This window comes from Kitasatospora sp. NPDC059747, from assembly GCF_042732955.1.
Classification (GTDB): domain Bacteria; phylum Actinomycetota; class Actinomycetes; order Streptomycetales; family Streptomycetaceae; genus Kitasatospora.
In genome coordinates, this window is record NZ_JBHWGV010000091.1 from 6,370 (window position 1) to 30,398 (window position 24,029).

A 24,029-nucleotide genomic window follows, 5' to 3' on the forward strand; every position below is an offset into this window, starting at 1 on the left:
CGTCAGGCGTCAGTGGTGCTACCAGAGCACGTCCTACTTTCAGTAGGGAGAGTCCGTGCGATCCGGGCCTGGCGCTCTATTGTCGGACGAGGTCCGGTACCCATTCGGGTGCCGGGCCTTGTTCGCTTTTCCGGGGCTTTTCCGGTGGTGTGGGGCGGGTTTCGCGGCAGGGATTTCGACCTGCTAGTGTTCTTCTTGTCGCGAGGGAGATGATTCCTCGTCAGGCGTCAGTGGTGCTACCAGAGCACGTCCTACTTTCAGTAGGGAGAGTCCGTGCGATCCGGGCCTGGCGCTCTATTGTCGGACGAGGTCCGGTGCCCATTCGGGTGCCGGGCCTCGTTCGCTTTTCCGGCGAATTCCCCCGGTCACGCCGGCTGGCGGTCGGAGCCCAGTTCGCGGGAGATCCGCAGGCCGGCCTGGGCGACCACCGGGCCGAGGGCGCGGACGCGGGCGGCGGTCATCCGGGACGTCAGGCCGGAGACGGACAGGGCGGCGGTGACCTCGCCGGTGTGGTCGAAGACGGGCGCGGCGACGCAGCGGACCTCGGGTTCGTTCTCGCGGTCGTCGATGGAGTAGCCGCGGGCCCGGATCCGGGCGAGGTCGGCGCGCAGCCGGGTCTCGTCGGAGATGGTCCAGGCGGTGACCGGGCGCAGGCCGGCGGCGACGACCTCGGTGACGGCCTCGTCGGGCAGCCAGGCGAGGATCGCCTTTCCGGTGGCGGTGCAGTACCCGGGGGCCCGGCTGCCGACGCGGGAGGCCATCCGCACGGTGGTCTCGTCCTCGACCTTGTCGAGGTAGACGATGCCCGGCGCCTGCCAGACGGTCAGGTGGACGGTCTCGCCGGCCTCGCGCTGGAGGCGGCGCAGGTGTTCGGCGGCGACGCTGCGCAGGTCGAGGGTGGAGAGGTAGGCCTGGCCGAGCCGCAGTGAGCCGTGGCCGAGGCGGAACCAGCCGGTCTCGCGGTCGCGTTCCAGCAGGTGCTCGTCGAGCAGCGGGCCGGCCAGGCGCAGCACGGTGCTCTTGTTGAGGTCGAGCGCCTCGGCGAGCTGGGCGAGCGGGACGCCGCGCCCGTCGCCGTGGTCGCGGACGTGGCCGAGGACGGCGAGGGCGCGGCGCAGTGACGAGGACTGGTTGCGTTCGGGCGCGGGCTTCCTGGGCCCTGCTCCTGGGTCCGTCATGGCTCAGAACGTACCCGTTCGCGCGCGGATCGCCGCGTTCTCAACACAACGTTGTGCAGTGCAAAACTTCGTGAACCGCCTCTTGTTGGCCGCGAGCGGCCGCGCCTAACGTCCCTGCCATCGAGCAGGCGACGGCATCCCCCGCCCGTCGGAACCCGCCCTGCCGTACCCCCGCAACCCACCCACCACCGGCCCCGGTCAGGGCCTGCTTCGACGTGCCCGTCCCCAGCGGCGCACGTCCCGGCGGCAGCTGCCGGGAGGGGAGGTCTCCACCATGCGACTCATCGGACGGACGGCCGCGGCCGCCGTGCTCACGGCCGGGTGCCTGGCCGCGGCGGCCTGCGCGCCGGGCACTTCGGCGCCGGCCGGTGCCGGGGCCGACGACCGGACGGGCGCCTTGCGGGTCTGGTTGTTCAACGAGGCAGGCAACGCCGCGAAGGAGGCCGTGGTCGGCCGGGCCGTGGCCGAGTTCCAGGCCTCCCACCAGGGCGTCACCGTCGACGTCGGCTACATCGACACCGACGCCTCGGCCCGCGCCGCGAAGATGAAGGGCGCGTTCAACGACCCCGGCAGCGCCCCCGACCTGGTCGAGTTCGGCAACACCGACCTGCCGGGCTACGTCGCCGCGGGCGGTCTCGCCGACATCGGCGCCGACCTGGCCGGGTGGCAGAGCAAGGGCGACCTCGACCCGGTGATCGCGAAGACGGCCGTCGTGGACGGGAAGACGTACGGCGTGCCGTGGTGGGTCGCGGTGCGCTCGCTGTACTACCGCACCGACCTGTTCACCGAGGCCGGGCTCGCCCCGCCGACGTCCTACGCCGAACTCGTCGCCGCCACGCGGCTGGTGTCCGGCCTCGCGGGCGCGGTCAAGGACTGATCGTTCCGCTCACCGGTGGACGAACGCGTGGGCCTCGCGGGCGAGTCCGTCCCAGGTGAGGGCGGAGGCCGGGTCGAGCGCGAACCACTCGCGCATCGGACGGCCCTTGCCCGCGTCGAAGTGCTCGCCCTCCCCGGCGGCGACGAGCTCGTCCACGCGGGCGCGGGGGAGCTTGAGGACGAGGCGGCCGGCCGACAGCATCGCGAAGATGTGGCCGTCGGCCTTGAGCGCGTCGGAGCCGAAGCGGCGGCCGGTGCCGGGCGGCTCCACGCCGTCCAGGCGCGTCAACTCCTCTACCAGGGAGGCGAATCGCTCCTCGGGAGTCGTCTTCTTCGTCATGCCGGTCTCCTTGCCGTGCCGGTCTCCTCGTCGTGCCGGTCTCCTCGTCGTGCCGGCTTCCTCGTCGTGCCGGTTTCCCGGTCGCGCTGGCTTCCTGGTCGCGCTGGCTTCCTCGTCGGGTCAGGCCGCCTCTGCGGACTCGTCGGGCGGGACGGCGACCAGGGTGAACACCGCGCCGCCGTCGTCCCGGACCAGCGACGAGCGGCCGAACGGCGTCGGCTCCGGGCCGGAGAGGACGGTCCCGCCGAGGGCGCGCACCCGGTCGGCGGCGCGGTCCGCGTCGTCGGTCGCGAACGAGGTCAGCCACGCGGCGCGGGCGTCGTCCGAGGGCGAGGGCCCGATCCCGCCGGCCGGGAGGCCCTGGGCGCGGAACACGGTGTAGCCGTCGCGGGGGTGGTCGTGGGTGAGGCCGAACACCTGCCGGTAGAAGGCGCGCGCGGCGTCCGGGTCGGGGGACAGGTGCTCGTTCCAGGTGAGCGTGCCCGGTTCGTTGACCAGCCCCGCGCCCGGGACCGGCCCGCCCTGCCAGAGCCCGAAGCGCGCGCCCTGCGGATCGGCGGCGAGCGCCGCCCGGCCCTGGTCGGGCACGTCGTACGGCTCGCGCAGGAGCCGCCCGCCGGCCGCGCGGACGGCGGCGGCGCTGCGGCGGACGTCGGGGGTGGCGAGGCAGGTGAGCCAGGCGGGCGGCTCGGACGGCGGCCCGACGGCCGCGACCTGGGCGCCGTGCAGCGTGGCGACGGCCTCGGCCGGGCCGGTCGGGACGAAGTCCCAGCCGAACAGCCCGCGGTAGAAGCGCCGCGCCCGCTCGACGTCGGGCACCGCGAGCGCCACCCAGCAGGGGACGCCCTCGCGGTACCTGCCCGCCTTCGGCATGCCGCCTCCTGCGCTCGGGCCCGCGTTCGGGGACCGTCCCCTCCGGCCAGCCTCCACGCCCGGTCCGCCGACGGCAACCGGGGTTCAGGCCACGCCGCGCGGCCGGAACTGGACGCTGATCCGCGGGCCCACCGGCCGCGCCGTCTTCGGGATCGCGTGCTCCCAGGTCCGCTGGCACGAGCCGCCCATCACGACGAGGTCCCCGTGCCCGACCGGGTGCCGCACGACGGCGCCCCCGCCGTACCGGGGCCGCAGGAGGAGGGCGCGCGGCTCGCCGACCGACAGGATCGCGACCATGGTGTCCTCGCGGTTCCCGCGCCCGATCCGGTCGCCGTGCCAGGCGACGCTGTCCCGCCCGTCGCGGTAGTAGCACAGGCCCAGGGTCCGGAAGGGCTCGCCGAGCTCCTCGGCGTAGTGCGCGCTCAGCGCCCCGCGCGCCTCGGCCAGCACCGGGTGCGGGGCCTCGGCGCCCTCGGGGAAGGACGCGAGCAGCCGCGGGACGTCCACCATGCGTTCGTACATCTCGCGGCGCTCCGCCCGCCAGGGCACCTCCGCCGCCAGCTGTTCGAACACCCGGTCGGCCCCGCGCAGCCACCCCGGCAGCACGTCGAGCCACGCCCCGTCCCCGAGCACCACCCGCCGCACGCCCCGCAGCGGCCCGAGGCGGACGTCGTCGCCGGGGTCGTCGAACAGCGAGGGCTGGAGGTGAACGGTGCCGGGCATGGCACCAGCGTACGCCCCCATTCGAACGCGTGCTCGAATATGAGGGCCAGTGGGGTCAGCCGTTGCGGTGGAGGTCGCACTGCTGCTGGATCGCGCTCGGGGCGTCGCTGCTCACGATGGAGACGTGGGGCGTCGGGCCGACGGCGGGGGCGTCCTCGGTGGTGCAGACGAGCTGCTGGATGGCGGTGGTGCTGAGCGAGGCGGTCGGCCAGGACAGGCGCAGCGTGACGGCGCCGGGGGTGGCGGTGGCCTGGACCTTGCCGGTGGCGGGCAGGTCGCTGTAGAGGCCGGTGCGCCGTTCGGCCTGGTCGGGGCCGGTGAGCAGGCTGTCGAGGGTCTGCTGGAGGTCCTCGCGCCGGCCGCCGGGGCGGATGGCGAGCCGGATGCCCTGCGGGCCGGGGAAGTAGAGCCGGGTGCCCGGTTCGATGCCGGTGGCGGGCAGGCCGCTGCGGACCGGACCGGTGCTCGGGATCGAGCAGCCGCACGCGAGCAGGAGCAGCGCGGCGGCGGCCAGGCGGTGGGCGGCCGGGTGGCGGCGGGCCTGGTGGGCAGCCTGCCGGCGGGCGGTCGTCACTGGTCCTCCGAAGGGGTGCCGAGGGGCAGGACGAGGGTGAACACCGCTCCGCCCGCGGGGGAGTTGGCGGCCTCGATGATGCCGCCGTGCAGGCGCGCGTTCTCCTGGGCGATGGCGAGGCCGAGCCCGCTGCCCTCGGAGCGGGCGCGGGACTTGTCGGCCTTGTAGAACCGGTCGAACAGGTGCGGGAGTTCGGCGGGCGGGATGCCCGGGCCGCGGTCGGTGACAGTGAGCACGAGCTCGCCGTCGGCCTCGCGCAGGCCGAGGCGCACCGGCGGGCGGCCGTGGCGCAGCGCGTTGCCGGCGAGGTTGGCGACGATGACGTCGAAGCGGCGCGGGTCGAGCCGCACCGGCAGGGCGGCGGGCAGGTCGGTCTCGATCCGCTCGGACCAGCCGCGCAGGTCGAGGGTCTCGCGCACGGCCGAGGCCGCGTCGACGTCCTCGGTGCGCAGCGGGGCGGCGCCGGCGTCGAGGCGGGAGATCTCGATGAGGTCGTTGACGAGGCGGGTGAGCCGCTGGGTCTCGTTGCTGATCATGCGCAGTGCGGTGCCGGTGTCGGGCGGGAGCTGTTCGGCGTCCTCGTCGAGGATGTCGGTGACGGCGAGCATGGCCGCGAGCGGGGTGCGCAGTTCGTGGGAGACGTCGGCGGCGAACCGGCGGCCCTGGCTCTCGATGGCGCGCAGTTCCTCGATGGTGCCCTGGAGGGTGCGGGCGGTGTGGTTGAACGTCTTGGAGAGCTGGGCGAGTTCGTCGTGGCCGGTGACGGTGAGCCGGGTGTCGAGCCGGCCCTGGGCGAGGGCGCGGGCGGCGTCGCCGAGGGCCCGGACCGGGCGCAGGACCTGCCGGGCGGCGAACAGGGCGAGTCCGGCGGCGAGGACGGCGGCGAAGACGCCGGCACCGGCGGCACCGGCGAGGACCTCGTCGGCGGCGGCCTGTTCGCGGTCGAGGGGGAGGACCGCGTAGACGGTGAGGCCGGAGGGGGTGCCGGAGCCGGGCGGCGTCCTGGTGGGGACGCCGGTGGTCACGCCGGACGGGGCGTAGGTGACGGGCACCCCGGCGGCGAGCCACGGGTGGCCGTCGGCGGCGAAGCGCTGGAACGCGGCGCGGCCGGAGCCGACGGTGGCCTGCAGGCCGGGCGGGACGGCGACGGGCTGGGTCCACTCGGAGTGGATCGTCCCGTAGGAGGCCAGGACGCGCCAGTCGCGGAAGCCGTTGGTGCCGGACAACTGCCCTGCCAGGCGGTCGAGTTCGGCCTGGGTCGGCGGGAAGGGCAGAGCGGGGGAGAGGACGTCGATGCGTCGGCGCAGCTCGTCGAGGGTGGTGTCCTGGGTGAGGTCGAGGGTGGAGTTGGTCGCGGCCCGGTAGGTGAGGGCGGCGGTGGCGAGCGCACTGATGGCGGCGACGGCGAGGAACGCGGCGAGCATGCGCGGGCGCAGCCCGGCGACGGCGCGGCGCAGGCGCAGCAGCCGGTGCCGTCCGGGCCGGGACGGCCGTCCGGCGTCGGGGTGTTCGGCCTGGGGCGGCCCGGCGGCGGTTCTGCCGGAGGGGTCGTCGGCCGGGGGGTTCCGGCGGGCGCCGTTCACAGCGGTCCGAAGCGGTAGCCGAAACCGCGGACGGTCTGGACGTAGCGGGGTGCGGCCGGGCTGTCCTCGATCTTGGCGCGCAGCCGGTTCACCCCGGCGTCGACGAGCCGGATGTCGTCCTGGCGGCCGAGGCCCCACACCGACTCCAGGAGCTGCTCGCGGCTGAACACGCGGCCGGGCGCGGCGGCGAGCTCCAGCAGCAGGCGCAGGTCGCCGGCGGCGAGGAGCAGGGGGACGCCGTGCTTGGTGACGGTGAGCGCGGCGCGGTCCAGGACGAGGTCGCCGAGCGTCTCGCGGACGGGCTCGGGGCCGGGGCCGCCGGCGCGGCGCAGCACGGCGCGGATCCGGGCGTCCAGGACGCGGGACTGCGCGGGCTTGACCACGTAGTCGTCGGCGCCGGCCTCCAGGCCGAGGACGGTGTCGACGTCGTCCCCGAGGGCGGTCAGCATGATCACCGGGGTGGGGCCGTCGGCGCGCAGGCGGCGGCACACCTCCAGGCCGTCGATGCCCGGCAGCATCAGGTCGAGCACCACGATCTCGGGCGGCTCCCGGCGGGCCTCGGCCAGCCCCTCCTCGCCGGACGCGGCGGAGCGCACGGCGTGGCCCTGGCGGCGCAGGCCCAGCGCGAGCGCGTCGCGCACCGACGGGTCGTCCTCGATCAGCAGTACTCGTGGCATGTCTGCCAGTATCGGCGCTGGTCAGGCGTGCTCCGGACCACGGCGCGGGGCGGGCGGCCAGTTGTTGCGAAACCTGTCGCACGTTGTTGCGAAACGGTCATACGCGGCTCACAGGGCCCGCAAGCGCGCGGCCGAGGGTGGTGGTCGTCCACCCCCTGACGAGGAGCACCACCGTGAGCCACCACGACGAACCCCGGACCCCCGAGACCACTCCGAACAGCTGGTACCCGCGCCTGGACCCGGCGGGCCGGCCACATGCCCGCCGCACCGCCGTCCTGCGCGCGGTGACGGCGGGGGCGGTCGTGGTGACGCTGCTGGGTGCCGCCGGGGTGCTGATGAAGGGGCCCGACCCGCTGTCCCGGCTCGCCGGTTCCCCGGTCGCGCCGTCCGGGCCCGAGCCCTCCGCCACCGCGCCGGACGCCTCCCTGCCCGCGCCGACGGTGGACATGAGCATCTCGCGCGAGTCCGAGGACGGGGGGAGGACCGTCAACCTCACCATCGACGACGGGCCCGACCCGCAGTGGACCCCGCGCGTCCTCGACGTCCTCGCCCGCAACGGTGCCAAGGCCGTGTTCTGCATGCTCGGACCGAGCGCCACCGCCCACCCGGAGCTCGCCCGGCAGGTCGTCGCGGCCGGCCACCGCCTCTGCGACCACAGCGTGAGCCACGACACCGCGATGGACCACAAGGACGTCGCCCACCAGGAGAAGGAGATCGTGGACGGCCTGCGGATGATCCAGGACGCCACCGGCGGCGCCCCCGTGCCGTACTACCGGGCGCCCGGCGGCGCGTTCACGCCCGAGAGCCGCCAGATCGCCGCCGCCCACGGCATGCGGCCGCTCGGCTGGAACGTCGACACCCGGGACTTCGAACGCCCCGGGGTCGAGCGGATCGTCGAGACCGCGAAGGAGCAGCTGAGGCGCGGCCCGACGGTCCTGCTGCACGACGGCGGCGGGAACCGGGCGCAGACGGTGGAGGCGCTGGAGCGGCTCCTGCCGTGGCTGCGGGCCAACGGGTACGCCTTCAGCTTCCCCAAGCGGTGAGCGGGAGGGGAGCCGAACGGGGGTCAGGCGTTGGAACCGGGTACGGCGGCGTCGGGCGTCCGGCCGTCCTGCGCCTGCTGGGCGCGGGCGGCGAGGAGCCGGGCGAAGGCGGTGAGGGCGGGCGCGTCGGCCGCGGTCGCGTCCGCGCCGGAGTCGCCGACGTACAGGAGCGTCGTGCCGACCCGGACCAGGGCCTCCATGCCGTCCGCGCCGTGCGACCTGGCGGCGCTCTGGTCGCCGATCGATGGGAGCGGCACGGCCGCGGCCGCACCGGTGCCGCCCACCCGCTCCAGCATCGTGTCGAAGGCCCGGCCGGCCGTCGCGGCGGTCGCGAACGTGACCACGATGAACTTGGCGCTGTGCCGCGGACCGGCGCGGAACGTCACGGTGGCGTAGGCGAGTTGCTGGTCGCAGGCGTCCTGGACGAAGCACGGGACGCCGTCGCCCGCGCTCGTCCCGGACTGCGGCGCGGTCTCGATCCGCCAGCCGCCCGGCATCGCCGCGGGGTCGGGCAGGACGCCCTGTGCCCGGGCGGGGTCGCGCAGCGCCGTCGCGGCGTGGTCGAAGCCGTGGACGCCGGGCTGGAGGAGCGGCCGGTCGCCGAGGTTGATCCCGAGGGCGACCAGGGACGCGACCACCACGAGGGCGAGCGTCACCAGGATCCCGCCGGTGGCGCGCCGGCCGGACGCGGGCTTCAGCCGGAGCTGGACCGTCCCGCCGTCGCCGGGTCTCGCCTGGAGGTGGACGGTCGGCGGGTCCGCCGGTGCCGTCCGGAGCTGGACCGTCGAGGGGCTCGTGGGCGGGCCCAGCTCCGTCGAGAGCAGGTAGCGGGCGAACGCCGGGTCCTCGGCGAGCAGCCGGCCGACGGCGGCGGTGAGCGCGGCCCGCGCCCGCGGGTCCGCCGGATCCGCCGCGGCCGAGACCGCCGCCTCCTCTCCGCCGGGCACCGCCCGCAGCCGCGTGCGCACGAGCTCGGCCACCGCCGAGCCGGGCGCGCGGACCAGCGCGTCGACGGTCGCGGTCACCAGTTCCTGGCCGTTCCCCATGACAACTCCCCCCAGCGTAGGCGTCGTTGACACCACCATCCCGGAATCCGGGCGATTGCGGACCCCGGTCGACGAGAACGGGGACGGAACCGCGACGGGTTTCGGACGGGCCCGGGACGTGCCGACGACGTGCCGGCGAGGTGGCGGCGACGCGCCGGCGAGGTGTGCGGTACGCGTCCTGGCTGCGGAGGCCGGGAGGCGGCCGGAAACCGGCCCGGGATCCGGCCCGGGATTCGGTCAGGAATCGAGAAGCGCGGTCCACCGGCCGCCCCTAGCATCGTCGGCATGGACCTCACCATTCACACCACCGTCCTCCCGCACGTCGACCCGGACGCGTCCGTGGCCTTCTACCGCGACGTCCTCGGCTTCGAGGTCCGCAGCGACGTCGGCCAGGGCACGATGCGCTGGATCACCGTGGGGCCGGCCGGCGGGTCCGGCACCTCCATCCTGCTCGCGCCCCCGGCCGCCGACCCCAACGTCACCGAGGACGAACGCCGCACCATCGACGAGATGATGGCCAAGGGCACGTACGGCTGGATCCTGCTGGCCACCCGCGACCTCGACGCCACCTTCGAGAAGGTGCAGGCCGGCGACACCGAGGTCGTGCAGGAGCCGACGCAGCAGCCGTACGGCGTCCGCGACTGCGCCTTCCGCGACCCGGCGGGCAACCTCGTCCGCATCCAGGAACTCCGCTGAGCCGTCCGCCCGGACGGCTCGTTCGCGGCCACTGACGAGAGCCGACGGACGCACGGACGCCGTCGGCGAAGGGGGTCTTCCATGTGCCACCCCGGATGGGCGCGCGCACGCATCGCGGCGCAGCGCCTGAGCGGCTTCGCACGGCTGCGCCGCGTGCGCGACCGGATCGACCGCGAGTACGCGCGCCCGCTGGACGTCGAGGCGCTCGCCCGCGCCGCCCGGATGCCCGCCGGGCAGCTCAGCCGCGAATTCCGGCTCGCGTACGGGGCCTCGCCGTACGCGTACCTGACGGCGCGCCGCGTCGAGCGCGCGGTCGCCCTCCTGCTCGGCGGCGGCGACCCGGCCGGGGTGTGGTCCGCGGTCGGCTGCGCCACGCCGGGTGTCCTCCGCGACCGCTTCACCGGGCTCGTCGGTGCGGCGCCCGCGGAGTTCGCCGCCGGCTGCGCCCGTGCCGGCACCCGCGTCGGCGTCGGCGTCGGCGCGACCGTGCCCGGGTGACCGGCCCGCCGGGCCGCTACCCGACGGGCATCGACATGTAGACGGCCCGCCTGCCGTACGAGGCCGGGACGGCGACCTCGCGGTGGGCGCGGTAGCCGAGCAGCCGCAGGATGATGTCGGTGCCGCGCACCGCGACCATGGAGATCCGCTCGAAGCCCTGCTCCCGCGCGCGGTCCTGGAAGTGGTGCATGAAGCGCAGCGCGACGTCCCGTCCGCGCAGGTCCTCGGCGATGACGAGGTCGTGCACGTGCAGGTTGCGGGACCGGTGGGCGGTGCCCTCCGGGCGGGCGAGGTCCGGGCAGCGCAGCGGCGGGTAGGGCAGGCTCAGCAGGTAGCCGCGGACCTTCCCGCCGCTCTCCAGGACGAGGCAGGTGCCGGGCGAGCTGCGGCCCCTGGACTCCAGGGCCGCCCGGCCCTCGGAGAGGCCGTCGGCCGCGTAGGCGTCGTGCTCCAGGGCGACGACGGTGTCCCAGTCGTCCTCGGTGAGCGGGCGGATGCGCAGGTCGTCGTCGCTCATCCGGCCGCCCCGGCCGCCGCGGCTGCCCCGGGTTCCGCGGTGGCTGCGGCCGGTTCGGCGTGCGCCGCGGCGACCAGCGCGCCCCACGCGTCGATGAGCAGCGCGAAGCGTTCGGCGTCGGCCCGCGCCTCGGCGAGGAGCCGCTCGCGCAGCGGCGCCAGGTGGTCGGCGAAGTCCGCGTACGTGCCGCCGAGCCGGCGGTAGGAGCGGTCGAGGACGTCCAGCCGGCGGACGTTCTCGGCGGGGTCCCAGTCGGCGCTGCGGCGCACGGAGTCGAGGACCGGCGCGGTGCGGACCTCGTACCGCTCGTCGAGCAGGTCCTCGCCGAGCGCCATCATCTCGCCGTAGACCGGGTGCAGGTACAGCATCGACAACAGGAACTTGACGAACCGCACCTGGTAGGCGGTGAAGCCGGGCCCGGTGCGGCGCTCGGGCGTGTAGTAGTTGACGATGTGCCGGTTGTGGACGACGCCCGGCAGGCCCGCGTCGAGGACCACGTGCAGGAGGAAGTAGTCGCTGCCGATGGTGTCGGTCGCGGGCGGCAGCGGCAGCCGCTCGTAGACGCGGTGGTCCAGGCCGAGGTTGCACATGTCGACCCGCCGGATGTCGGGCGGGCCGAGGACCGTCTCGTCCGCGCGGAACGGCTCGGTGCCGCCGCCGGTGAACGACTCCTCGACCAGCTCGCGCCTCTCCTCGTCGGACCAGACCGGCGGTGCCCAGAGGCCGACCACGTCGTGGTAGACGGCGGGGTCGAGCTCCCGGATCCCGCCGACGTCGACGGACAGTTCGCCGATGAAAGAGCCGCCGACCAGGACCACGGGACGGTCGCCGTGGGCCGGGTCCAGCTCGTTCCTGGTGACGGCGGTGGCGTCCGCCGCGACATCGCCCGCCCGCCGCCCGAGCGCGCGCAGCTCGTGGTCGATCGGGAACACCTTGCGCCCGTCCAGGAGCTGGTAGTCGCCGTCGGAGTCCCGGCGGTGGACGGACGTGCAGCCGAGCGCGGCGGCGACGAGGAAGACCCGGTTGGTGCAGGCGCCGTAGGAGACGGCGCCGGGGAGCATCAGGTCGAGCAGCAGCTCGGGACCGGGGGCGCCGGAACGCCGGATCACCCGCTCCAGGAAGGCGCGCTGCCACGCCTCGTCGAGGTGGTGCACGACCACGCGCGGGGCGGGGGCCAGGGCGGCGACGGCGGCCGCGTTCCGCGCGAACGACGTGGCCCCGCTGCCCTCGGCGGCCTCCGGCGCCCCCGCGGCGTCGGAGGTGCCGGAGCAGACGGACGTGTCGGAGCGGTCGAAGCCGCCGGAGCCGCCGGGGCCGCCGGAGCCGTCGGAGGTGTCGAGGATCAGCAGGTGTACCTCGACGTCGAAGTGCGCGGCGGCGTGGGCGGCTTCCTCGGCGAGCGCGGTGATGGTGCCGGCGCAGGCCCGGTTGGTGGGCAGGGCGAGGCAGACTCGTCTCATGCAGGTCCTCCGTCGGTCGAACTCGACTGGTTTCGAGGCCAGTTGACGTCTTCCTCCGGTCGGTCCGGCCTCGCGAACACCGTGGACTAGACCAATGTCGAAGTCAACGATTGACAGGACGGGCCGTGAGGGGGTGGGATTCGCCGCGCGCGCCGCAGGGGGCGCGCAATCCGTACGGGCCTGCGATTGCCCACCGAATATCCGAACGGGCAAGCGGTCCCCGGGGGTTCAGCGGAACTCCGCCCCGTGCCGGAGTCATCCGGAGGCATGGACCTGCCGATAACGGCAACGATGTCCGTGCCCCGTCACTCCGTACTCCCCCACTCCGTCCGGAGGACACGCCATGCCCGAGCTGTGGCTGCCCGGTGCCGAGGTCCACGACCTCGGCGATCACGCCCCCACCGACCAGCAGTACCCGCCGAAGGCCATCGCGCACATCACCTGGGACCGCGACGCCAGCGCCGCCGCCCCGCAGGACTGGTGCACGTTCGACGACCTGGTCACCTACTTCACCACCAGCGGCGCCGGCGACGCCCCGCACCTCGTCTGGGACCCGTTCAGCGGCCGGACGGCCCAGCTGTTCCCCGCCGACTCCCGCTCCAGGAGCCTGCTCAGCCCGCCCGGGAGCCCGACCCGCACCAACCGCGCGGGGCGGGTCGTCCTCCAGATCGAGGCGGTCTTCTTCCCCTACTGCCGCCACCGGGGCACGGTCTACCCGCGCCTCGTCGACACCCCGTGCGCCGGCTGGGGCCGCCTGCACGCCTGGATCGCCTCGTGGGGCGTGCCCGACGTCTGGCCGATGGGCCGGCCCACCGACTTCGCCGGCCGGCGCGACGAGCGGGTGTGGGAGACCCGCGGCGGCTGGTACGCCCACGCCCACGTCCCCGACAACGACCACACCGACCCGGGCTCCTGGCCGGACTTCACCGGCGGCCCGTCCCTCCCGCCCCCGCCGCCGGACGGGCCCACCCCGCCCGCCGAACCCGTCCCGGCGCGCTACCAGGTCGCCGTCAACGGCCTCCGGTACGGCTACGGCGCCCACGGCTACCAGGTCACCGCCGTCGGCCGGGCGCTCGTCGCCCAGGGCTTCGGCGGGCACTACCGGTCCGGCTCCGGCCCGGACTGGACGGACGCCGACACCCTCAACTACGCCGACTACCAGCGGAGTCTGGGCTACTCGGGCCCTGCGGCGGACGGCGTCCCCGGCCCGGCCTCGCTGCTGCGCCTGCTCGGCTACCTGCCCGGCCCGCGCACCGTCTCGCTCGCCCACGTCGTCGCGGCGGCCGGCACCGACCCGGGCGCCGAGCAGGGCCACCGGACGTACGGCGCCGAGGTCGCGATCGTCGAACAGGCGCTGGCGGACGAAGGGCTGCTCGAACAGCGGTGGGTCGACGGCTCGTTCGGCAGCCTGACGGTCACCGCCTACGCCGGCTGGCAGCGCCGCTGCGGGTACTCCGACCCGGACGCGGACGGCGTCCCCGGGGCCGACTCGCTCCAACGGCTCGGCGCGGCGCACGACTTCACCGTGACCGGGTGAGGCGGGCGGGCGCCCTCGTGTCGTCCGCCGTACTCGGCCGGGAGTAGTCGGAGTTACTCCCGCCGGCAGATGCCGGATGAGAGGAGGGCGGGGGAGGCTGAGCGCGTTCTGATGGGCCTCTATCGAAGGAGGTACGGATGCGCTCGCTCCCGGAGTCCTCGGCAGCGGCGGGGGGTTCGCCGTCGCCCCCGCGCTCGGCCGCTTCTGCAGCACCTCGGCGCCGCCGGCTGTCCCCGGCCGCGCGGAAGTGGCTGGTGGCCGTGCACCTGGTGGCGTCGGTGGGCTGGCTGGCGCTGATGCTCTGCCTGCTCACCCTCGCCGCGGCGGCGCTCGCGACGGACGACGCCGAGCGGGTGCGCGCGGCCTACCGGGCGATGGGACTGCTCGGGGACGTCCTGGTCCTGCCGCTGAGCCTGCTGACCTTCGCCAGTGGGGTGGCGCTGGGGCTGGGCACGACCTGGGGGCTGTTCCGCCACTACTGGGTGAGCACGAAGTTCTGGCTCACGCTCGCGGCCCTGGGCGCGTCGGCGTTCGCGCTCCCGGACCGCCTGCACGACGCGGTGCGGGCGGTGGACGCACATCCCGTCGGGCCGATCACCGCGGCGGACCTCGGCTTCGTGCGGTACAACGTGGTGATCGTCCCGTCCGTGGCGCTGTCGCTCTACCTGTTCATGGTGGTGCTGTCCGTCCACAAGCCCTGGGGCCGAAGGGCGCCGCGAATACCTCGGCCGCCTCGGCTGCCTCGGTCGCGTCGGTCGCGTCGGCGGTGAGCGGCCGGGGAAATACCCGGGTGGTGTGGCCGCGTTGTCCCCGGACGTGACCACTGCACAGCCCGCGCTCCGACTCTCCGTGCTGGACCGCTCCCGCACCAGGCGAGGGGAGGATCCCGCGCAGGCCTTGCGGAGCACGGTCGGGTTCGCCCGGCAGGCGGAGGCCTTCGGCTACCACCGGTTCTGGGTCTCGGAGCACCACGGCGTGCCGGGCGTGGCCGGTTCCGCGCCGACGGTGCTCGCCGCGGCGGTGGCGGCGGCCACCTCCCGGATCAGGGTCGGGACGGGCGGCGTGATGCTGCCCAACCACCAGCCGATGGTGGTGGCGGAGCAGTTCGGCGTGCTGGCCTCGCTCTTCCCCGGCCGGATCGACATGGGCCTCGGGCGGTCGGTGGGCTTCACCGACGGTGTCCGGCGGGCGCTGGGGCGGGAGAAGGACGCCGCCGACGACTTCGGCGCGCAGCTGGCCGAGCTGCTCGGCTGGTTCGACGGCACCCAGCGGGCGCACCGCGGCGTCCACGCCCGCCCGGCCGAGGGCCTGCGGGTGCCGCCGTTCGTCCTCGCCACCGGTGCGGGCGCCGATCTGGCGGCCGAGGCCGGGCTGCCGCTGGTGATCGCCGCCCCGCGCGGGGAGGAGCGGATGCTGGAGGCCATCGACCGCTACCGCACGCGCTTCCGCCCCTCCGCGCACGCCGCCGAGCCGTACGTGGTGGTCTCCGGCACCGTCGCGGTGGCCGACACGGTCGAGCGGGCGCACGAACTGCTCGTCCCCGAGGCCTGGTCGGGCGCGTACTCCCGGACGCACGGCGAGTTTCCACCGCTCGCCCCGGCCGCCGAGGTCCTCACCCGGTCGATGACGGCGCGCGAGCGGGCCGCGTACGAGCAGTCGCTCACGGGCCACATCGCCGGCACCCCGGCGCAGGCCGCCGCCGAGGTGGCCGCGCTGGTGGCCCGCGCGGGCGCCGACGAGTTCCTGGTCACCACGAGCACCTTCGACCGGGCCGCGATGACGGAGTCCTACCGGCTGCTGGCGGAGGCGGCCGGGCTGTCCGCCCGGACCGGCCCCGCGGCCCCCGGCGCCCCTGACGTGATTTCTGAACAGGGGCGCTGACCTGCTACTGTTCTTCTCGTCGGGAGGAAATGACCTCCCGGACAGGCGTCAGCGGTGCTACCAGAGCACGTCCCACTTTCAGTGGGGAGAGTCCGTGCGACCCGGGCCTGGCGCTCCACCCGAAGGGGCTCGTTCCGTCCAGCGGAACGGGCCCCTTCGCCGTTCCCTGGCCGTTCCCGGCCCGCCTCTGGACCGTCCCCGGATCGTCCCCGGGTCGCCCTGAGCTACCCCCCTGAGCTACCCCCCCCGAGCCGTCCCTCGGCGCTGTCGCTCGCACCCGCTTTTGCGGCCGTTCCCGCTGCCGCCTCCCGGCGTCCACCGGCCGTTCCGCCCGTTCCGGCCGTCCGGCTCCTCTATCGCATTCGGTGGCCGAAACCCTCCGGCGTGGCCGACTATCGGCCAAGGTCCCGTTCCAGGTGGCCGGTGAGCGGCGGGCGGCCGCGGTACCACGGCCAGCGGGTTTCGATGGCGACGCAGAGTTGATGGTCCGTCACAGCATGGCCGGAACTCACTGCTACTGGTGTGAATATGCCATTGGAATGTTCGTCATACGGAATCCGGCAGTAGCCTTCCGTGTCGAACCCGCCACTCGTCGTGGCGGTCCGGCCGGTGCCGCGCTGCGCGCCCGGCCGCGCAGCATTCCCCCGTGCGATGGACGACCCCCCACGAAGGAGCCGGTGTGCCGGGTATCGACGACTGCCTCTCCGGAGCGATGGCGATCACCGGCGCCCGCTCCGCGAGCCTGGTCGACTGGAGCAGCGGGCTCGCGCTCGGCAGCCTGGGCGAGAGCCCGGCCGGCGAGCACGAGACCACGGCGGCCGAGGCAACCGACCTGGTACGGGCGGCCGTTGAGAGCCAGACCTTCACCGCGTCGGAGGACCGTCGGGCACCGCTGCAGGACATCATCGTCACTGCGGGCCGCAGTTACCACCTGATCTGCTTCATCGACACCGTCTTCGACAGCCGGCTCGTCCTGCACCTGTGGCTGGACCGCGAGGAGGGCAACCTCGCCGGTGCCCGCTACCGCCTCCAGGCGCTCGCCGAGGAGCTGGTGCTCGGGTGAGCGCGCACGCGGCCCCGACGGCCGTGCTGCCACCGACGGTTCCGCGGACGCCGGGCGAGGCGGTCGGCCTGCTCGCCGCCCGCGAGGCCACCGGCGCCCTGCGCGGCCCGCTCGGCAGCGTCTACCTCACCGACGGCCTGGTGACCCACGCCGAGTCCGACCGCGCCCCCGACCTGGGCGACCTCCTCACCGGCTGCGGCCGGCTCGCCCCGGGGGAGTGGCGCGAACTCGTCGAGGTCCACGGCCCGCAGGCCCGCGTCGCGGCAGCGCTGGTCGACCAGGGCCGGATCACCCGCGGGGAGCTCGAACTCGGCCACCTGGAAACCCTGTTCGACGCCGCCTTCTTCGTCCTCGCCGACACCGGCGGCGGCCTCTGGCGGTTCGAGACCGGAGCCCGGCACTGGCTCGGCCCGGTGGCGGCGGTCGACGCGGCACGGGTCTGCCGGGAGTCCGAGCGCCGTCGGCACCTGCTGGACGGCATCTGGCCCTGGGCGCAGCTCGACACCGCGCCGGTCCGCCCGGCCGAGGCCGCCCGCCGGCCGTCCCGCCGTCCGCCCGGCCGCCGCCGGCGGGAGCTGCTCGACCACGCGGACGGCCGAAGAACCCCGGCCGAACTGGCCCGGCTGCTCGGCCGGTCCGGGTTCGGCGTGACGGCGGACGTCCGTCGGCTGGCCGCGGCGGGGCTGCTCGACGCCGCTCCGGCGGTGGTGCCGGGGCCGGTCTCCGTACCCGGCCCGGCCGCCGTGCCCGGCCCGGCGCCGGTAGGCGTTCCCGTGTCGGTCCCCGAGCCCGGGCCCGTCGTCGCGGCCGTCCCCGCGCAGTCGCCACTCCCACCGCCACCGGCGGCAAAACCGGTATCCGCACCCGAAGTCCCGCGCACCGGCGGCCTGCACCGCCGGATCCCCGGCGCCACCCTCACCGGCGCCGGGGCGCCCGGAGCCGTCGTGCCCGGAGTCGTCGCAGCCGGAGCCGCGACGAGCGTCCCGGGTGCCGGATCCACCGCACCCGGGCCCCGCCCGCTCGGCGTCCACGCGGCCGGCGCCCACGCACTCGGCGCCCACGCGGCCGGGGCTCCGGAGCGCGGAGCCCCGCCACCCGGCGCCGCCCCCCGTTCCGACCGCCCGCCGATCCCGGCGGCGGCCCATCCGCTGACCGTGCCCGACCCGGACATCGCGCTGCTGACCCGGGTCCTGACCCTCCTGGAGGCCCGACTTTGAGCCACTCTCCGCCCGCGACCCCGCCGTACCGGCCATGAGGCGGGCGCTCAAGCAGCGTGTCGGAAGGAGACAACTGATCGCCTTGGAGACCGAGCTGCTCGCCGAGCTCCGCGCCGTCAAACACCGCATCCCGCACCTCGCCGGCGGTCTGGTGGCCAGCGTGGACGGCCTGTTGGTCGCCCACGACACCCACGGGACCGAGCCGTCCGGCCTCGCCGCGATGACGGCGGCCTCCCTCTCCCTCGCCCAGCGGCTCGCCGACACGACGGGCCAGGGCGAGTTCCGGGAGTCCCTCGTGCGCGGCGAACACGGCTACGTCGCCACGTACGCGGCCGGCGGCAGCTGCGTGCTGACGCTGCTGGCGCACCCGGACGTCAACGTCGGCCGCCTGCACCTGGAGGCCCGCCGCTCGGCCCAGCGGATCGCCGGGCTGCTCACCGACGCCCTGGTGCCCAAGGACCCGCGCGAGGCCGGCTGACCGACCGTCCGCCGCCCTTGTCCCTGCCCCTGACCCCCTGCCCCTGTTCGACCACCCCATCACCGAACCACCGAAACGGAGTCACGAAATGACCGACGCAGCCGGCGCCCTCAAGCAGGCCATGACCTCCATCGAGGGCGCCATCGGCGCCGCGCTCGTCGACTACAACAGCGGCATGGCGCTCGCCACCCTCGACGGCCCCGGCGGGCTGGACCTCAACGTGGCCGCCGCCGGGAACACCGACGTGGTCCGCGCCAAGATGCGCACCATGGACATGCTGGGCCTGCAGGACGGCATCGAGGACATCCTGATCACCCTCAGCAGCCAGTACCACCTGATCCGCCCGCTCACCGGCCGCACCGGCAAGGGCCTGTTCCTCTACCTCGCGCTGGACAAGGGCCGCGCCAACCTGGCGATGGCCCGACACCAGCTCGTCAAGATCGAGGCGGACATGGAGGTCTGACCCGGACGCGAGGGCCCCGGGCCCGGCGGACCACCGTCCGCCGGCCCGGCCCCGCCCCGGCTCACCCCGCCCAGCTGACCTCACCGCCCGGCAGTGCCGCGCACAGCTCGCCCTCCGGCGTCACCACGCTCCACGGCGCCAGCACCGCGTGCGGCGGGACGGACAGCGCACCGCCGCCCGTGAAGTCCAGCTCCAGGCCGCCGGCCGGGGTGACCCGGGCCGAGCCGACGGTCCGGCCGACGAGCGCGAGCAGCGTCGCCGTCGGGCGGACGGTCAGGGCCGGGAAGAAGTGCTCCACCTCGGCGGGCGCGGCGAAGGACGGCGCCGCGAACCGGAACTCGTGCGCCACCCGGACGGTCACCGGGCCGTCCAGCGTGAGGTCCAGCCGGCCGCCACCGCTGACCGACGCCACCCGACGGCCGGCCAGCACCTCTCCGATCACGTTCTGCATGCCTCCCAGTGTGGATCACACCGCCGCCCGGCTGCTATCCCACCGGCCGCCCGTCGACCAGTTCGAGCGGGCCGCCGCCGCGTTCCCGGGCGGCCAGGGCGGCGGCCGTCCGGTCCCACGAGGGCGCGGACAGCAGGGCCCGGGCCTCGGCCGGTTCGCACAGGCGCCAGTCCACCAACTCGTCCTCGGCGAGGGCGATCGCGGCGAGCATCCGGTCCGTCACCGTACCGCCGTCGTAGACGTAGACGAGGACGGCGGTGTCCCGGTCGAGCGCCGGATCGGCGGCGGAGGACGGCAGCCAGTCCAGGACGAGCAGCCGCCCCGGCTCGACCTCCCACCCCAGCTCCTCGCGGACCTCCCGGCGGGCCGCCGCCCGGGGCAGCTCGCGGTCCGCCTCGATGCCGCCGCCCGGGAGCGTCCAGTACGGCACCCGTCCGCGCGGCCCGTCCCACGGCTTCAGCCGGACGAGCAGCACGCGCCCGGCGCCGTCGGTGAACACCGTGCGCGCCTTGGCCCGGATCCGGGGGCGGGAGGCGATGAAGGCGGCCCGGTCCAGCGGCGGTGCCGGGTCCGGTTCCCCGTGGCCCTGGAGCTCGGGGATCCCGGCGGGCCCGGTGTACTCGGGCGGCGGCGGCGCGGCCGGGAGGTGTTCGAGCGAGTGGCCGGCCGGCCAACTGTCCTCCAGTTCCAGCGGGCCGGCCGTGCGGGGTGCCCGCAGGCACGCCGTCACCCGGCGCGACAGCCTGGGCGGCAGAGCGTGCGCCGCCGCCTCCGGCGACAGCCAGACCCAGCCGCCGACCTCCGCCGCGTCCGCCCGGATCGCCGCCGCCTGCGCCGAGCCGATCGGCTCCGCCCAGTACAGGTGGGCGGCGATCGGCGGACGGTGGTCGTCGAGCGTCCAGTCGATGCAGGCCAGCGGCCCGAGTCGGGGCGTGAACCCGAGCTCTTCGGCGATCTCGCGCAGCGCGGTCTCACGCGGCGAGAGGTCCGTCGGCTCCCAGCCGCCGCCGGGGATCGCCACCGGGTGCTTGCGGTCGTACGGCAGCCGCACCACCAGCACCCGCCCCTGCTCGTCCGGGAACAGCACGCCCGCCGCCGCCAGCAGCTCCCGCCCGCTCGTCGGCGATGCCTCCACCCTCGATGACGCCTCCATTCGGCACTCCCTCCGGTCCGGCTCGGTGATCACGTCCCTCCGGACGACACCGCCGGATACCTGCCCGGTTCCACGCGCGCGCCACCGGTGATCACCCGTCAGTGGCCGCCCGATCCGAAGGACACGCCCGAGCGCCCCGGCCCGGGGAAGCGCCCTCAGCCCAGGGAGGCCCCGGCCCAGGGAGGCCCCGGCCTGGGGAAGCGCCCTCAGCCCAGGGAGGCCAGGGCCTGGGCCGCCGCCCGGGCCATCTGTTCGTCGTGCCGGCCGGTCGCGCCGCGCAGGCGGGCGAGGCCCTCGGTCGCCGCGAGGGCCAGGAGCCCCGGGAGGAGGTCGGTGCTGCGGGCGGCGACCCAGCGGGTACCCCGGGTGGCCATCCACCACACGTCGGCGGCCCGGCCGGGCGGGCGTTCGGCGGGTTCGCCGCCGGGCGCGGGGCCGAGGTCGCGGCCGTCGGCGGCCAGCAGTTCGTGGAAGCGGCGGGCGATCAGCCGGTGTCCCTCGGCACTGGGGTGCAGGCGGTCGACGCTGAGCAGCCGCCGCTCCTCGCACCAGGGCAGGTCGGCGATGTGCAGGTGCAGGGCGTGGTGGCGCGCGGTGAGGGCGTGCACAACGGTGTTGACCGCCCGCATCCGCCGGGCGAGCGGCCGGGCGAGCGGAGCCGGCAGGCGCAGCAGCGCGCCGGGGTCCGGCAGGCAGGCGGTGAGCAACCGGGCGCCGTGGCCGGACAGTTCGCCGAGGGTGGCGTCCAGCTCCAGGGCGGTGCGGCGGATGTCGAAGCCGGCCCGCAGGGTGTCGTTCCCGCCGACCACGACCGCCGCCAGCTCCGGCCTGCGCTCCAGCGCCGCCGGTAGCTGACTCGTCGTCAGATCGACGGTCAGGGCGCCGCTCCGGGCGAGGTTCGTGAACTCGACGGCCGTCCCCTCCGGTGCCAGCGACCCGGCCAGCACGGCGGCCCACCCGCGCCAGCCGTCCCCGACGGGATCGCCGACACCCTCGGTGAGCGAGTCGCCGAGCGCGACGAACCGCACCGGCCCGCCCGCGGGCCGCCGCCCGTCCGCCGTCCACTCACGCGTGTCGAGCACGCTCATCGCGGACCCCCTCCCCGGTGCCGGCATCCGGCCTCCCGGCGCCGGAGTGGGGCACCCCGTGCGCCGCCAGGAACGCGGCCACCGCCGCCGGCCACGCGTACCGCTCCGCCCGCGCCCGGGCGGCCGCGCGCCGGGCGTCCTCCGGCCGCGCCAGCAACCGCCCCACCGCGGCGGCGAATCCCTCGCCGGTGTCGGCGGCGGCCACGCCCGCGAGACCGATCAGCCCCGGCAGCGCCGAGGAGCGGCTGGCCACCACGGGTGTCCCGCACGCGAGCGCCTCCATGGCGGCCAGCCCGAAGGTCTCCACCGGACCGGGCGCGAGCACGGCGTCCGCGCAGCCCAGCAGCCGGGCCAGCGCCTCCCGGCGGCTCACGTGCCCGAGGAAGCGCACCGGGAGCCGCAGCCGGTCGGCCCGCGCCGCGAGCCGCTCCCGCAGCGGGCCGGTGCCCGCGACCACCAGCACCGCGGGCACCCGCCGGGCCCGCAGTTCGGCGAGCGCCTCGATCGCGCGCTCGGGCCGCTTCTCCTGCGAGAGCCGCGAGCACAGCACCAGCAGCGCCTGGTCCGGGTCGGCGTACCTGGCCCGCTCGTGCGCCCGCGCGGGGGCCGACAGGGGGCGCATGGTGTCCAGGTCCACGCCGAGCGGGGCGCGCGCGAGGTTGGGCACGCCGAGGCGCCGGAACTCGGCCGCCGCCCAGTCGGTCGTGCAGACGACGGTGTCGTACGCGCGCGCCGTCGCCGCGTTGAGCCGGTCGGCGGCCAGGGCGGCGAGCGGACCGGGCACGCCCCACGTGCCGAGCACCCCGGCGGCGCTCTCGTGGGACACCATCACCGAGCGGACCCCGTGCCGCCGGGCCCAGCCGCCGGTCCAGCGCAGGGTGGTGCGGTCGGAGACCTCCAGCCGGTCGGGGGAGAGCCTGGTGAGCTCGGCGGCCACCGCCCGGCGGTCGGTGAGCAGCCGGTAGCCGCCGCTGCCCGGCAGCACCGGCCCGGGCAGCGTGACGACGAGGCCCTGCTCGGTCTCCTCCTCGGAGCGCCGCTCGCCGGGCACGACGAGCACCGGCCGGTGCCCGGCCGCGCGGTACCCGGCGCCGAGGTGCCGCAGCGCCGTCCGCAGCCCGCCCGACACCGGGGTGACGAAGTTGGCGAGCCGCACGATCCGCAGCGACCCGTCCGTGGTCCCGTCCGTGCCCCCGTCCGTGCCCCCGTTCATGCCGGCAGTTCCTCGGTGACGGCGGCCGGCCCGGCCTGCGGCACGTCCACCACCGGCGGAGCGGCGGGCGACGGGACGGCGACCCCGCGGTGCTCCGCGAGCACCTCCGCGTAGTGCCGCAGCAGCAGGTCCCCGACCGCCTCCCAGGTGCGGGCGGTCACGTCGGCGCGCCCGGCCCGGCCGTACGCGGCCCGCAGTTCCGGGTCGGCGGCCAGCCCGGCCACCGCGCGGGCGACGGCCGCGCCGTCCCTGGGCGGCACGAGCAGGCCCGTCCGGTGGTGGCCGACGAGGTCCAGCGGCCCGCCGGCGGCCGGTCCGACCACCGGCACGCCGCTCGCCATCGCCTCCTGGATGGTCTGGCAGAAGGTCTCCAGCGGGCCGGTGTGGACGAACACGTCCAGCGTGGCGAAACATCGCGCGAGTTCCTCGCCGGTCCGCCGCCCGAGGAACACCGCGCCGGGCATCGAGGCCTTCAGGCCCGGGGCGGACGGCCCGTCCCCGATGACCACCACCCGTACCCCGGGCAGCGCCGAGGCGGCGGCCAGCAGGTCGACCCGCTTCTCGGGCGCCAGCCGGCCCACGTACCCGACCAGCACCTCCCCGCCCGGGGCCAGCGCCCGGTGCAGGGCCTCGTCGCGGTGCCGGGGGTGGAAGCGCACCGAGTCCACCCCGCGCGGCCACAGCTGCACCCGGGGCACCCCGTGCGCGGTGAGGTCCTGGACGGCGGGCGTCGACGGCGCCAGCGTCCGGGCGGCGGCCCGGTGGACGGTCCGGATCCGGTGCCAGGCGGCCGCCTCCCCGAGCCCGCGCCCCGCCCGGTAGGCGTGCGCGTACCCGGCGAGGTCGGTCTGGTAGACGGCGACGGCGGGCACCCCGAGCCGGGCCGCGACCTGCATCCCGCGCGCCCCGAGGACGAACGGGCTGGCCAGGTGCACGACGTCCGGCCGGTGCGCCGCGATCGCGGCGGTCAGCCGCCGGCTCGGCAGCGCCACCCGCACCTGCGGGTAGCCGGGCAGCGGCACGGACGGTATCCGCACGACGGGCAGCTGCGCCGCGTCCGTGCCGGCGCCGAACGTGTGCGGCGGGCACTCGGCGCCGCGCGCGGGAGCGGGAGTGATGACAAGGGGGTGGTGGCCCCGGCGGACCAGATGCTCGGCCGTCCGCAGCACGCTGTGGGCGACTCCGTTGACCTCGGGCGGAAACGACTCGGTGACGATGACGACGCGCATGTCAGTGTTGTGACCGCGCCCGGCATGTATTCGGCCAAAGGGATCTGTCGTACAAACGAACGCGGGGGGGGGGGGGGGGGTGGGGGGCCCCCCCCCCCCCGCCGCGGGGGGGGGGGGGGGGGGAGCTCACAATGCGAGAGGTGTGCGGTTCTGGGTGAGATAGGGTGTCTCA

General features: G+C 75.7%; 26 protein-coding genes. 11 read left to right on the forward strand and 15 right to left on the reverse strand.

Features of this window, described 5'->3' with window-relative positions; genetic code table 11:
• Positions 1–365 precede the first annotated feature (365 nt).
• Positions 366–1,178: an IclR family transcriptional regulator gene (locus ACFV4G_RS31365; protein WP_380445502.1), complete on the reverse strand. Its 813-nt coding sequence runs from the start codon at positions 1,176–1,178 to the stop codon at positions 366–368.
• A 274-nt stretch (positions 1,179–1,452) separates the two neighbouring features.
• Between ACFV4G_RS31365 and ACFV4G_RS31370 the strand changes: the two genes are divergently transcribed.
• Positions 1,453–2,055, forward strand: a complete 603-nt coding sequence (locus ACFV4G_RS31370) for an extracellular solute-binding protein (RefSeq protein ID WP_380445503.1) — start codon at positions 1,453–1,455, stop codon at positions 2,053–2,055.
• Positions 2,056–2,064: 9 nt separating this feature from the next.
• Here the strand turns inward: ACFV4G_RS31370 and ACFV4G_RS31375 are convergent, their stop codons facing one another.
• From ACFV4G_RS31375 to ACFV4G_RS31400, 6 genes are all read right to left on the reverse strand, one after another.
• Positions 2,065–2,394, reverse strand: coding sequence for a hypothetical protein (locus ACFV4G_RS31375; RefSeq protein ID WP_380445504.1), 330 nt, complete (start codon positions 2,392–2,394; stop codon positions 2,065–2,067).
• 120 nt (positions 2,395–2,514) lie between these two features.
• Positions 2,515–3,267 (reverse strand): VOC family protein, encoded by a 753-nt coding sequence (locus ACFV4G_RS31380; RefSeq protein WP_380445505.1) that lies wholly within the window; start codon positions 3,265–3,267, stop codon positions 2,515–2,517.
• Positions 3,268–3,351: 84 nt separating this feature from the next.
• Positions 3,352–3,990 carry an alpha-ketoglutarate-dependent dioxygenase AlkB gene (locus ACFV4G_RS31385; protein ID WP_380445506.1) on the reverse strand — a complete coding sequence of 213 codons (639 nt, stop codon included), beginning with the start codon at positions 3,988–3,990 and terminating at the stop codon, positions 3,352–3,354.
• A gap of 55 nt (positions 3,991–4,045) precedes the next feature.
• The gene (locus tag ACFV4G_RS31390; RefSeq protein WP_380445507.1) at positions 4,046–4,564 is read right to left on the reverse strand and encodes a GerMN domain-containing protein; all 519 of its coding nucleotides are present in this window, start codon (positions 4,562–4,564) and stop codon (positions 4,046–4,048) included.
• Positions 4,561–6,147 (reverse strand): sensor histidine kinase, encoded by a 1,587-nt coding sequence (locus tag ACFV4G_RS31395; RefSeq protein ID WP_380445508.1) that lies wholly within the window; start codon positions 6,145–6,147, stop codon positions 4,561–4,563. The genes ACFV4G_RS31390 and ACFV4G_RS31395 overlap by 4 nt, the downstream gene beginning before the upstream one ends.
• Positions 6,144–6,824 (reverse strand): response regulator, encoded by a 681-nt coding sequence (locus tag ACFV4G_RS31400; RefSeq protein ID WP_380445509.1) that lies wholly within the window; start codon positions 6,822–6,824, stop codon positions 6,144–6,146. Before ACFV4G_RS31400 ends, ACFV4G_RS31395 begins: the two co-directional genes overlap by 4 nt.
• 173 nt (positions 6,825–6,997) lie before the next feature.
• On the opposite strand from ACFV4G_RS31400, the gene ACFV4G_RS31405 reads away from it, so the two are divergent.
• Complete coding sequence (locus ACFV4G_RS31405; RefSeq protein ID WP_380445510.1) at positions 6,998–7,867, forward strand: polysaccharide deacetylase family protein; 870 nt, start codon at positions 6,998–7,000, stop codon at positions 7,865–7,867.
• A gap of 23 nt (positions 7,868–7,890) precedes the next feature.
• Here ACFV4G_RS31405 and ACFV4G_RS31410 read toward each other — a convergent pair whose 3' ends face one another.
• A complete protein-coding gene (locus ACFV4G_RS31410; RefSeq protein WP_380445511.1) occupies positions 7,891–8,913 on the reverse strand; it encodes a hypothetical protein in 1,023 nt (340 codons plus the stop codon).
• A gap of 285 nt (positions 8,914–9,198) precedes the next feature.
• On the opposite strand from ACFV4G_RS31410, the gene ACFV4G_RS31415 reads away from it, so the two are divergent.
• Positions 9,199–9,609, forward strand: a complete 411-nt coding sequence (locus ACFV4G_RS31415; protein WP_380445512.1) for a VOC family protein — start codon at positions 9,199–9,201, stop codon at positions 9,607–9,609.
• An 81-nt stretch (positions 9,610–9,690) separates the two neighbouring features.
• Positions 9,691–10,107 carry a helix-turn-helix domain-containing protein gene (locus ACFV4G_RS31420; RefSeq protein ID WP_380445513.1) on the forward strand — a complete coding sequence of 139 codons (417 nt, stop codon included), beginning with the start codon at positions 9,691–9,693 and terminating at the stop codon, positions 10,105–10,107.
• Positions 10,108–10,123: 16 nt separating this feature from the next.
• Here ACFV4G_RS31420 and ACFV4G_RS31425 read toward each other — a convergent pair whose 3' ends face one another.
• Together ACFV4G_RS31425 and ACFV4G_RS31430 are read right to left on the reverse strand one after the other, a co-directional pair.
• Entirely contained in the window at positions 10,124–10,624 is a 501-nt protein-coding gene (locus ACFV4G_RS31425) for a GNAT family N-acetyltransferase (RefSeq protein WP_380445514.1), read from the reverse strand.
• Complete coding sequence (locus ACFV4G_RS31430; protein WP_380445515.1) at positions 10,621–12,084, reverse strand: DUF6271 family protein; 1,464 nt, start codon at positions 12,082–12,084, stop codon at positions 10,621–10,623. The genes ACFV4G_RS31425 and ACFV4G_RS31430 overlap by 4 nt, the downstream gene beginning before the upstream one ends.
• Before the next feature lie 343 nt (positions 12,085–12,427).
• Here ACFV4G_RS31430 and ACFV4G_RS31435 point away from each other — a divergent pair, with 343 nt between their 5' ends.
• From ACFV4G_RS31435 to ACFV4G_RS31465, 7 genes are all read left to right on the forward strand, one after another.
• Positions 12,428–13,621: a peptidoglycan-binding protein gene (locus tag ACFV4G_RS31435; protein ID WP_380445516.1), complete on the forward strand. Its 1,194-nt coding sequence runs from the start codon at positions 12,428–12,430 to the stop codon at positions 13,619–13,621.
• Between the two features lie 137 nt (positions 13,622–13,758).
• On the forward strand, positions 13,759–14,391 hold the full coding sequence (locus ACFV4G_RS31440) for a DUF2269 domain-containing protein (RefSeq protein WP_380445517.1): 633 nt from the start codon (positions 13,759–13,761) through the stop codon (positions 14,389–14,391).
• Positions 14,392–14,437: 46 nt separating this feature from the next.
• Positions 14,438–15,502, forward strand: a complete 1,065-nt coding sequence (locus ACFV4G_RS31445) for an MsnO8 family LLM class oxidoreductase (RefSeq protein ID WP_380445518.1) — start codon at positions 14,438–14,440, stop codon at positions 15,500–15,502.
• Positions 15,503–16,181: 679 nt separating this feature from the next.
• Complete coding sequence (locus ACFV4G_RS31450) at positions 16,182–16,565, forward strand: hypothetical protein (RefSeq protein WP_380445519.1); 384 nt, start codon at positions 16,182–16,184, stop codon at positions 16,563–16,565.
• Positions 16,562–17,782 (forward strand): hypothetical protein, encoded by a 1,221-nt coding sequence (locus ACFV4G_RS31455; protein ID WP_380445520.1) that lies wholly within the window; start codon positions 16,562–16,564, stop codon positions 17,780–17,782. Before ACFV4G_RS31450 ends, ACFV4G_RS31455 begins: the two co-directional genes overlap by 4 nt.
• 82 nt (positions 17,783–17,864) lie before the next feature.
• Positions 17,865–18,260, forward strand: coding sequence for a roadblock/LC7 domain-containing protein (locus tag ACFV4G_RS31460; protein ID WP_380445521.1), 396 nt, complete (start codon positions 17,865–17,867; stop codon positions 18,258–18,260).
• An 88-nt stretch (positions 18,261–18,348) separates the two neighbouring features.
• Positions 18,349–18,723 carry a hypothetical protein gene (locus tag ACFV4G_RS31465; protein ID WP_380445522.1) on the forward strand — a complete coding sequence of 125 codons (375 nt, stop codon included), beginning with the start codon at positions 18,349–18,351 and terminating at the stop codon, positions 18,721–18,723.
• A gap of 61 nt (positions 18,724–18,784) precedes the next feature.
• Here ACFV4G_RS31465 and ACFV4G_RS31470 read toward each other — a convergent pair whose 3' ends face one another.
• The 5 genes from ACFV4G_RS31470 to ACFV4G_RS31490 all read right to left on the reverse strand — a co-directional run bounded on the left by ACFV4G_RS31470 (position 18,785) and on the right by ACFV4G_RS31490 (position 23,857).
• Positions 18,785–19,174: a DUF6188 family protein gene (locus tag ACFV4G_RS31470; RefSeq protein ID WP_380445523.1), complete on the reverse strand. Its 390-nt coding sequence runs from the start codon at positions 19,172–19,174 to the stop codon at positions 18,785–18,787.
• A 34-nt stretch (positions 19,175–19,208) separates the two neighbouring features.
• On the reverse strand, positions 19,209–20,327 hold the full coding sequence (locus ACFV4G_RS31475; RefSeq protein ID WP_380445524.1) for an NUDIX domain-containing protein: 1,119 nt from the start codon (positions 20,325–20,327) through the stop codon (positions 19,209–19,211).
• A gap of 206 nt (positions 20,328–20,533) precedes the next feature.
• A complete protein-coding gene (locus tag ACFV4G_RS31480; RefSeq protein ID WP_380445525.1) occupies positions 20,534–21,415 on the reverse strand; it encodes an SGNH/GDSL hydrolase family protein in 882 nt (293 codons plus the stop codon).
• Positions 21,393–22,628, reverse strand: coding sequence for a glycosyltransferase (locus ACFV4G_RS31485; protein ID WP_380445526.1), 1,236 nt, complete (start codon positions 22,626–22,628; stop codon positions 21,393–21,395). The genes ACFV4G_RS31480 and ACFV4G_RS31485 overlap by 23 nt, the downstream gene beginning before the upstream one ends.
• Complete coding sequence (locus ACFV4G_RS31490; RefSeq protein ID WP_380445527.1) at positions 22,625–23,857, reverse strand: glycosyltransferase family 4 protein; 1,233 nt, start codon at positions 23,855–23,857, stop codon at positions 22,625–22,627. Before ACFV4G_RS31490 ends, ACFV4G_RS31485 begins: the two co-directional genes overlap by 4 nt.
• Positions 23,858–24,029 lie beyond the last annotated feature (172 nt).

Bases quoted from the DNA above. Each gene is read 5' to 3' on its own strand.
- ACFV4G_RS31365 (WP_380445502.1), bottom strand. From the start codon at position 1,178: ATGACGGACCCAGGAGCAGGGCCCAGGAAGCCCGCGCCCGAACGCAAC.
- ACFV4G_RS31370 (WP_380445503.1), top strand. From the start codon at position 1,453: ATGCGACTCATCGGACGGACGGCCGCGGCCGCCGTGCTCACGGCCGGG.
- ACFV4G_RS31375 (WP_380445504.1), bottom strand. From the start codon at position 2,394: ATGACGAAGAAGACGACTCCCGAGGAGCGATTCGCCTCCCTGGTAGAG.
- ACFV4G_RS31380 (WP_380445505.1), bottom strand. From the start codon at position 3,267: ATGCCGAAGGCGGGCAGGTACCGCGAGGGCGTCCCCTGCTGGGTGGCG.
- ACFV4G_RS31385 (WP_380445506.1), bottom strand. From the start codon at position 3,990: ATGCCCGGCACCGTTCACCTCCAGCCCTCGCTGTTCGACGACCCCGGC.
- ACFV4G_RS31400 (WP_380445509.1), bottom strand. From the start codon at position 6,824: ATGCCACGAGTACTGCTGATCGAGGACGACCCGTCGGTGCGCGACGCG.
- ACFV4G_RS31410 (WP_380445511.1), bottom strand. From the start codon at position 8,913: ATGGGGAACGGCCAGGAACTGGTGACCGCGACCGTCGACGCGCTGGTC.
- ACFV4G_RS31415 (WP_380445512.1), top strand. From the start codon at position 9,199: ATGGACCTCACCATTCACACCACCGTCCTCCCGCACGTCGACCCGGAC.
- ACFV4G_RS31420 (WP_380445513.1), top strand. From the start codon at position 9,691: ATGTGCCACCCCGGATGGGCGCGCGCACGCATCGCGGCGCAGCGCCTG.
- ACFV4G_RS31425 (WP_380445514.1), bottom strand. From the start codon at position 10,624: ATGAGCGACGACGACCTGCGCATCCGCCCGCTCACCGAGGACGACTGG.
- ACFV4G_RS31430 (WP_380445515.1), bottom strand. From the start codon at position 12,084: ATGAGACGAGTCTGCCTCGCCCTGCCCACCAACCGGGCCTGCGCCGGC.
- ACFV4G_RS31435 (WP_380445516.1), top strand. From the start codon at position 12,428: ATGCCCGAGCTGTGGCTGCCCGGTGCCGAGGTCCACGACCTCGGCGAT.
- ACFV4G_RS31440 (WP_380445517.1), top strand. From the start codon at position 13,759: ATGCGCTCGCTCCCGGAGTCCTCGGCAGCGGCGGGGGGTTCGCCGTCG.
- ACFV4G_RS31465 (WP_380445522.1), top strand. From the start codon at position 18,349: ATGACCGACGCAGCCGGCGCCCTCAAGCAGGCCATGACCTCCATCGAG.
- ACFV4G_RS31470 (WP_380445523.1), bottom strand. From the start codon at position 19,174: ATGCAGAACGTGATCGGAGAGGTGCTGGCCGGCCGTCGGGTGGCGTCG.
- ACFV4G_RS31475 (WP_380445524.1), bottom strand. From the start codon at position 20,327: ATGGAGGCGTCATCGAGGGTGGAGGCATCGCCGACGAGCGGGCGGGAG.
- ACFV4G_RS31480 (WP_380445525.1), bottom strand. From the start codon at position 21,415: ATGAGCGTGCTCGACACGCGTGAGTGGACGGCGGACGGGCGGCGGCCC.
- ACFV4G_RS31485 (WP_380445526.1), bottom strand. From the start codon at position 22,628: ATGAACGGGGGCACGGACGGGGGCACGGACGGGACCACGGACGGGTCG.
- ACFV4G_RS31490 (WP_380445527.1), bottom strand. From the start codon at position 23,857: ATGCGCGTCGTCATCGTCACCGAGTCGTTTCCGCCCGAGGTCAACGGA.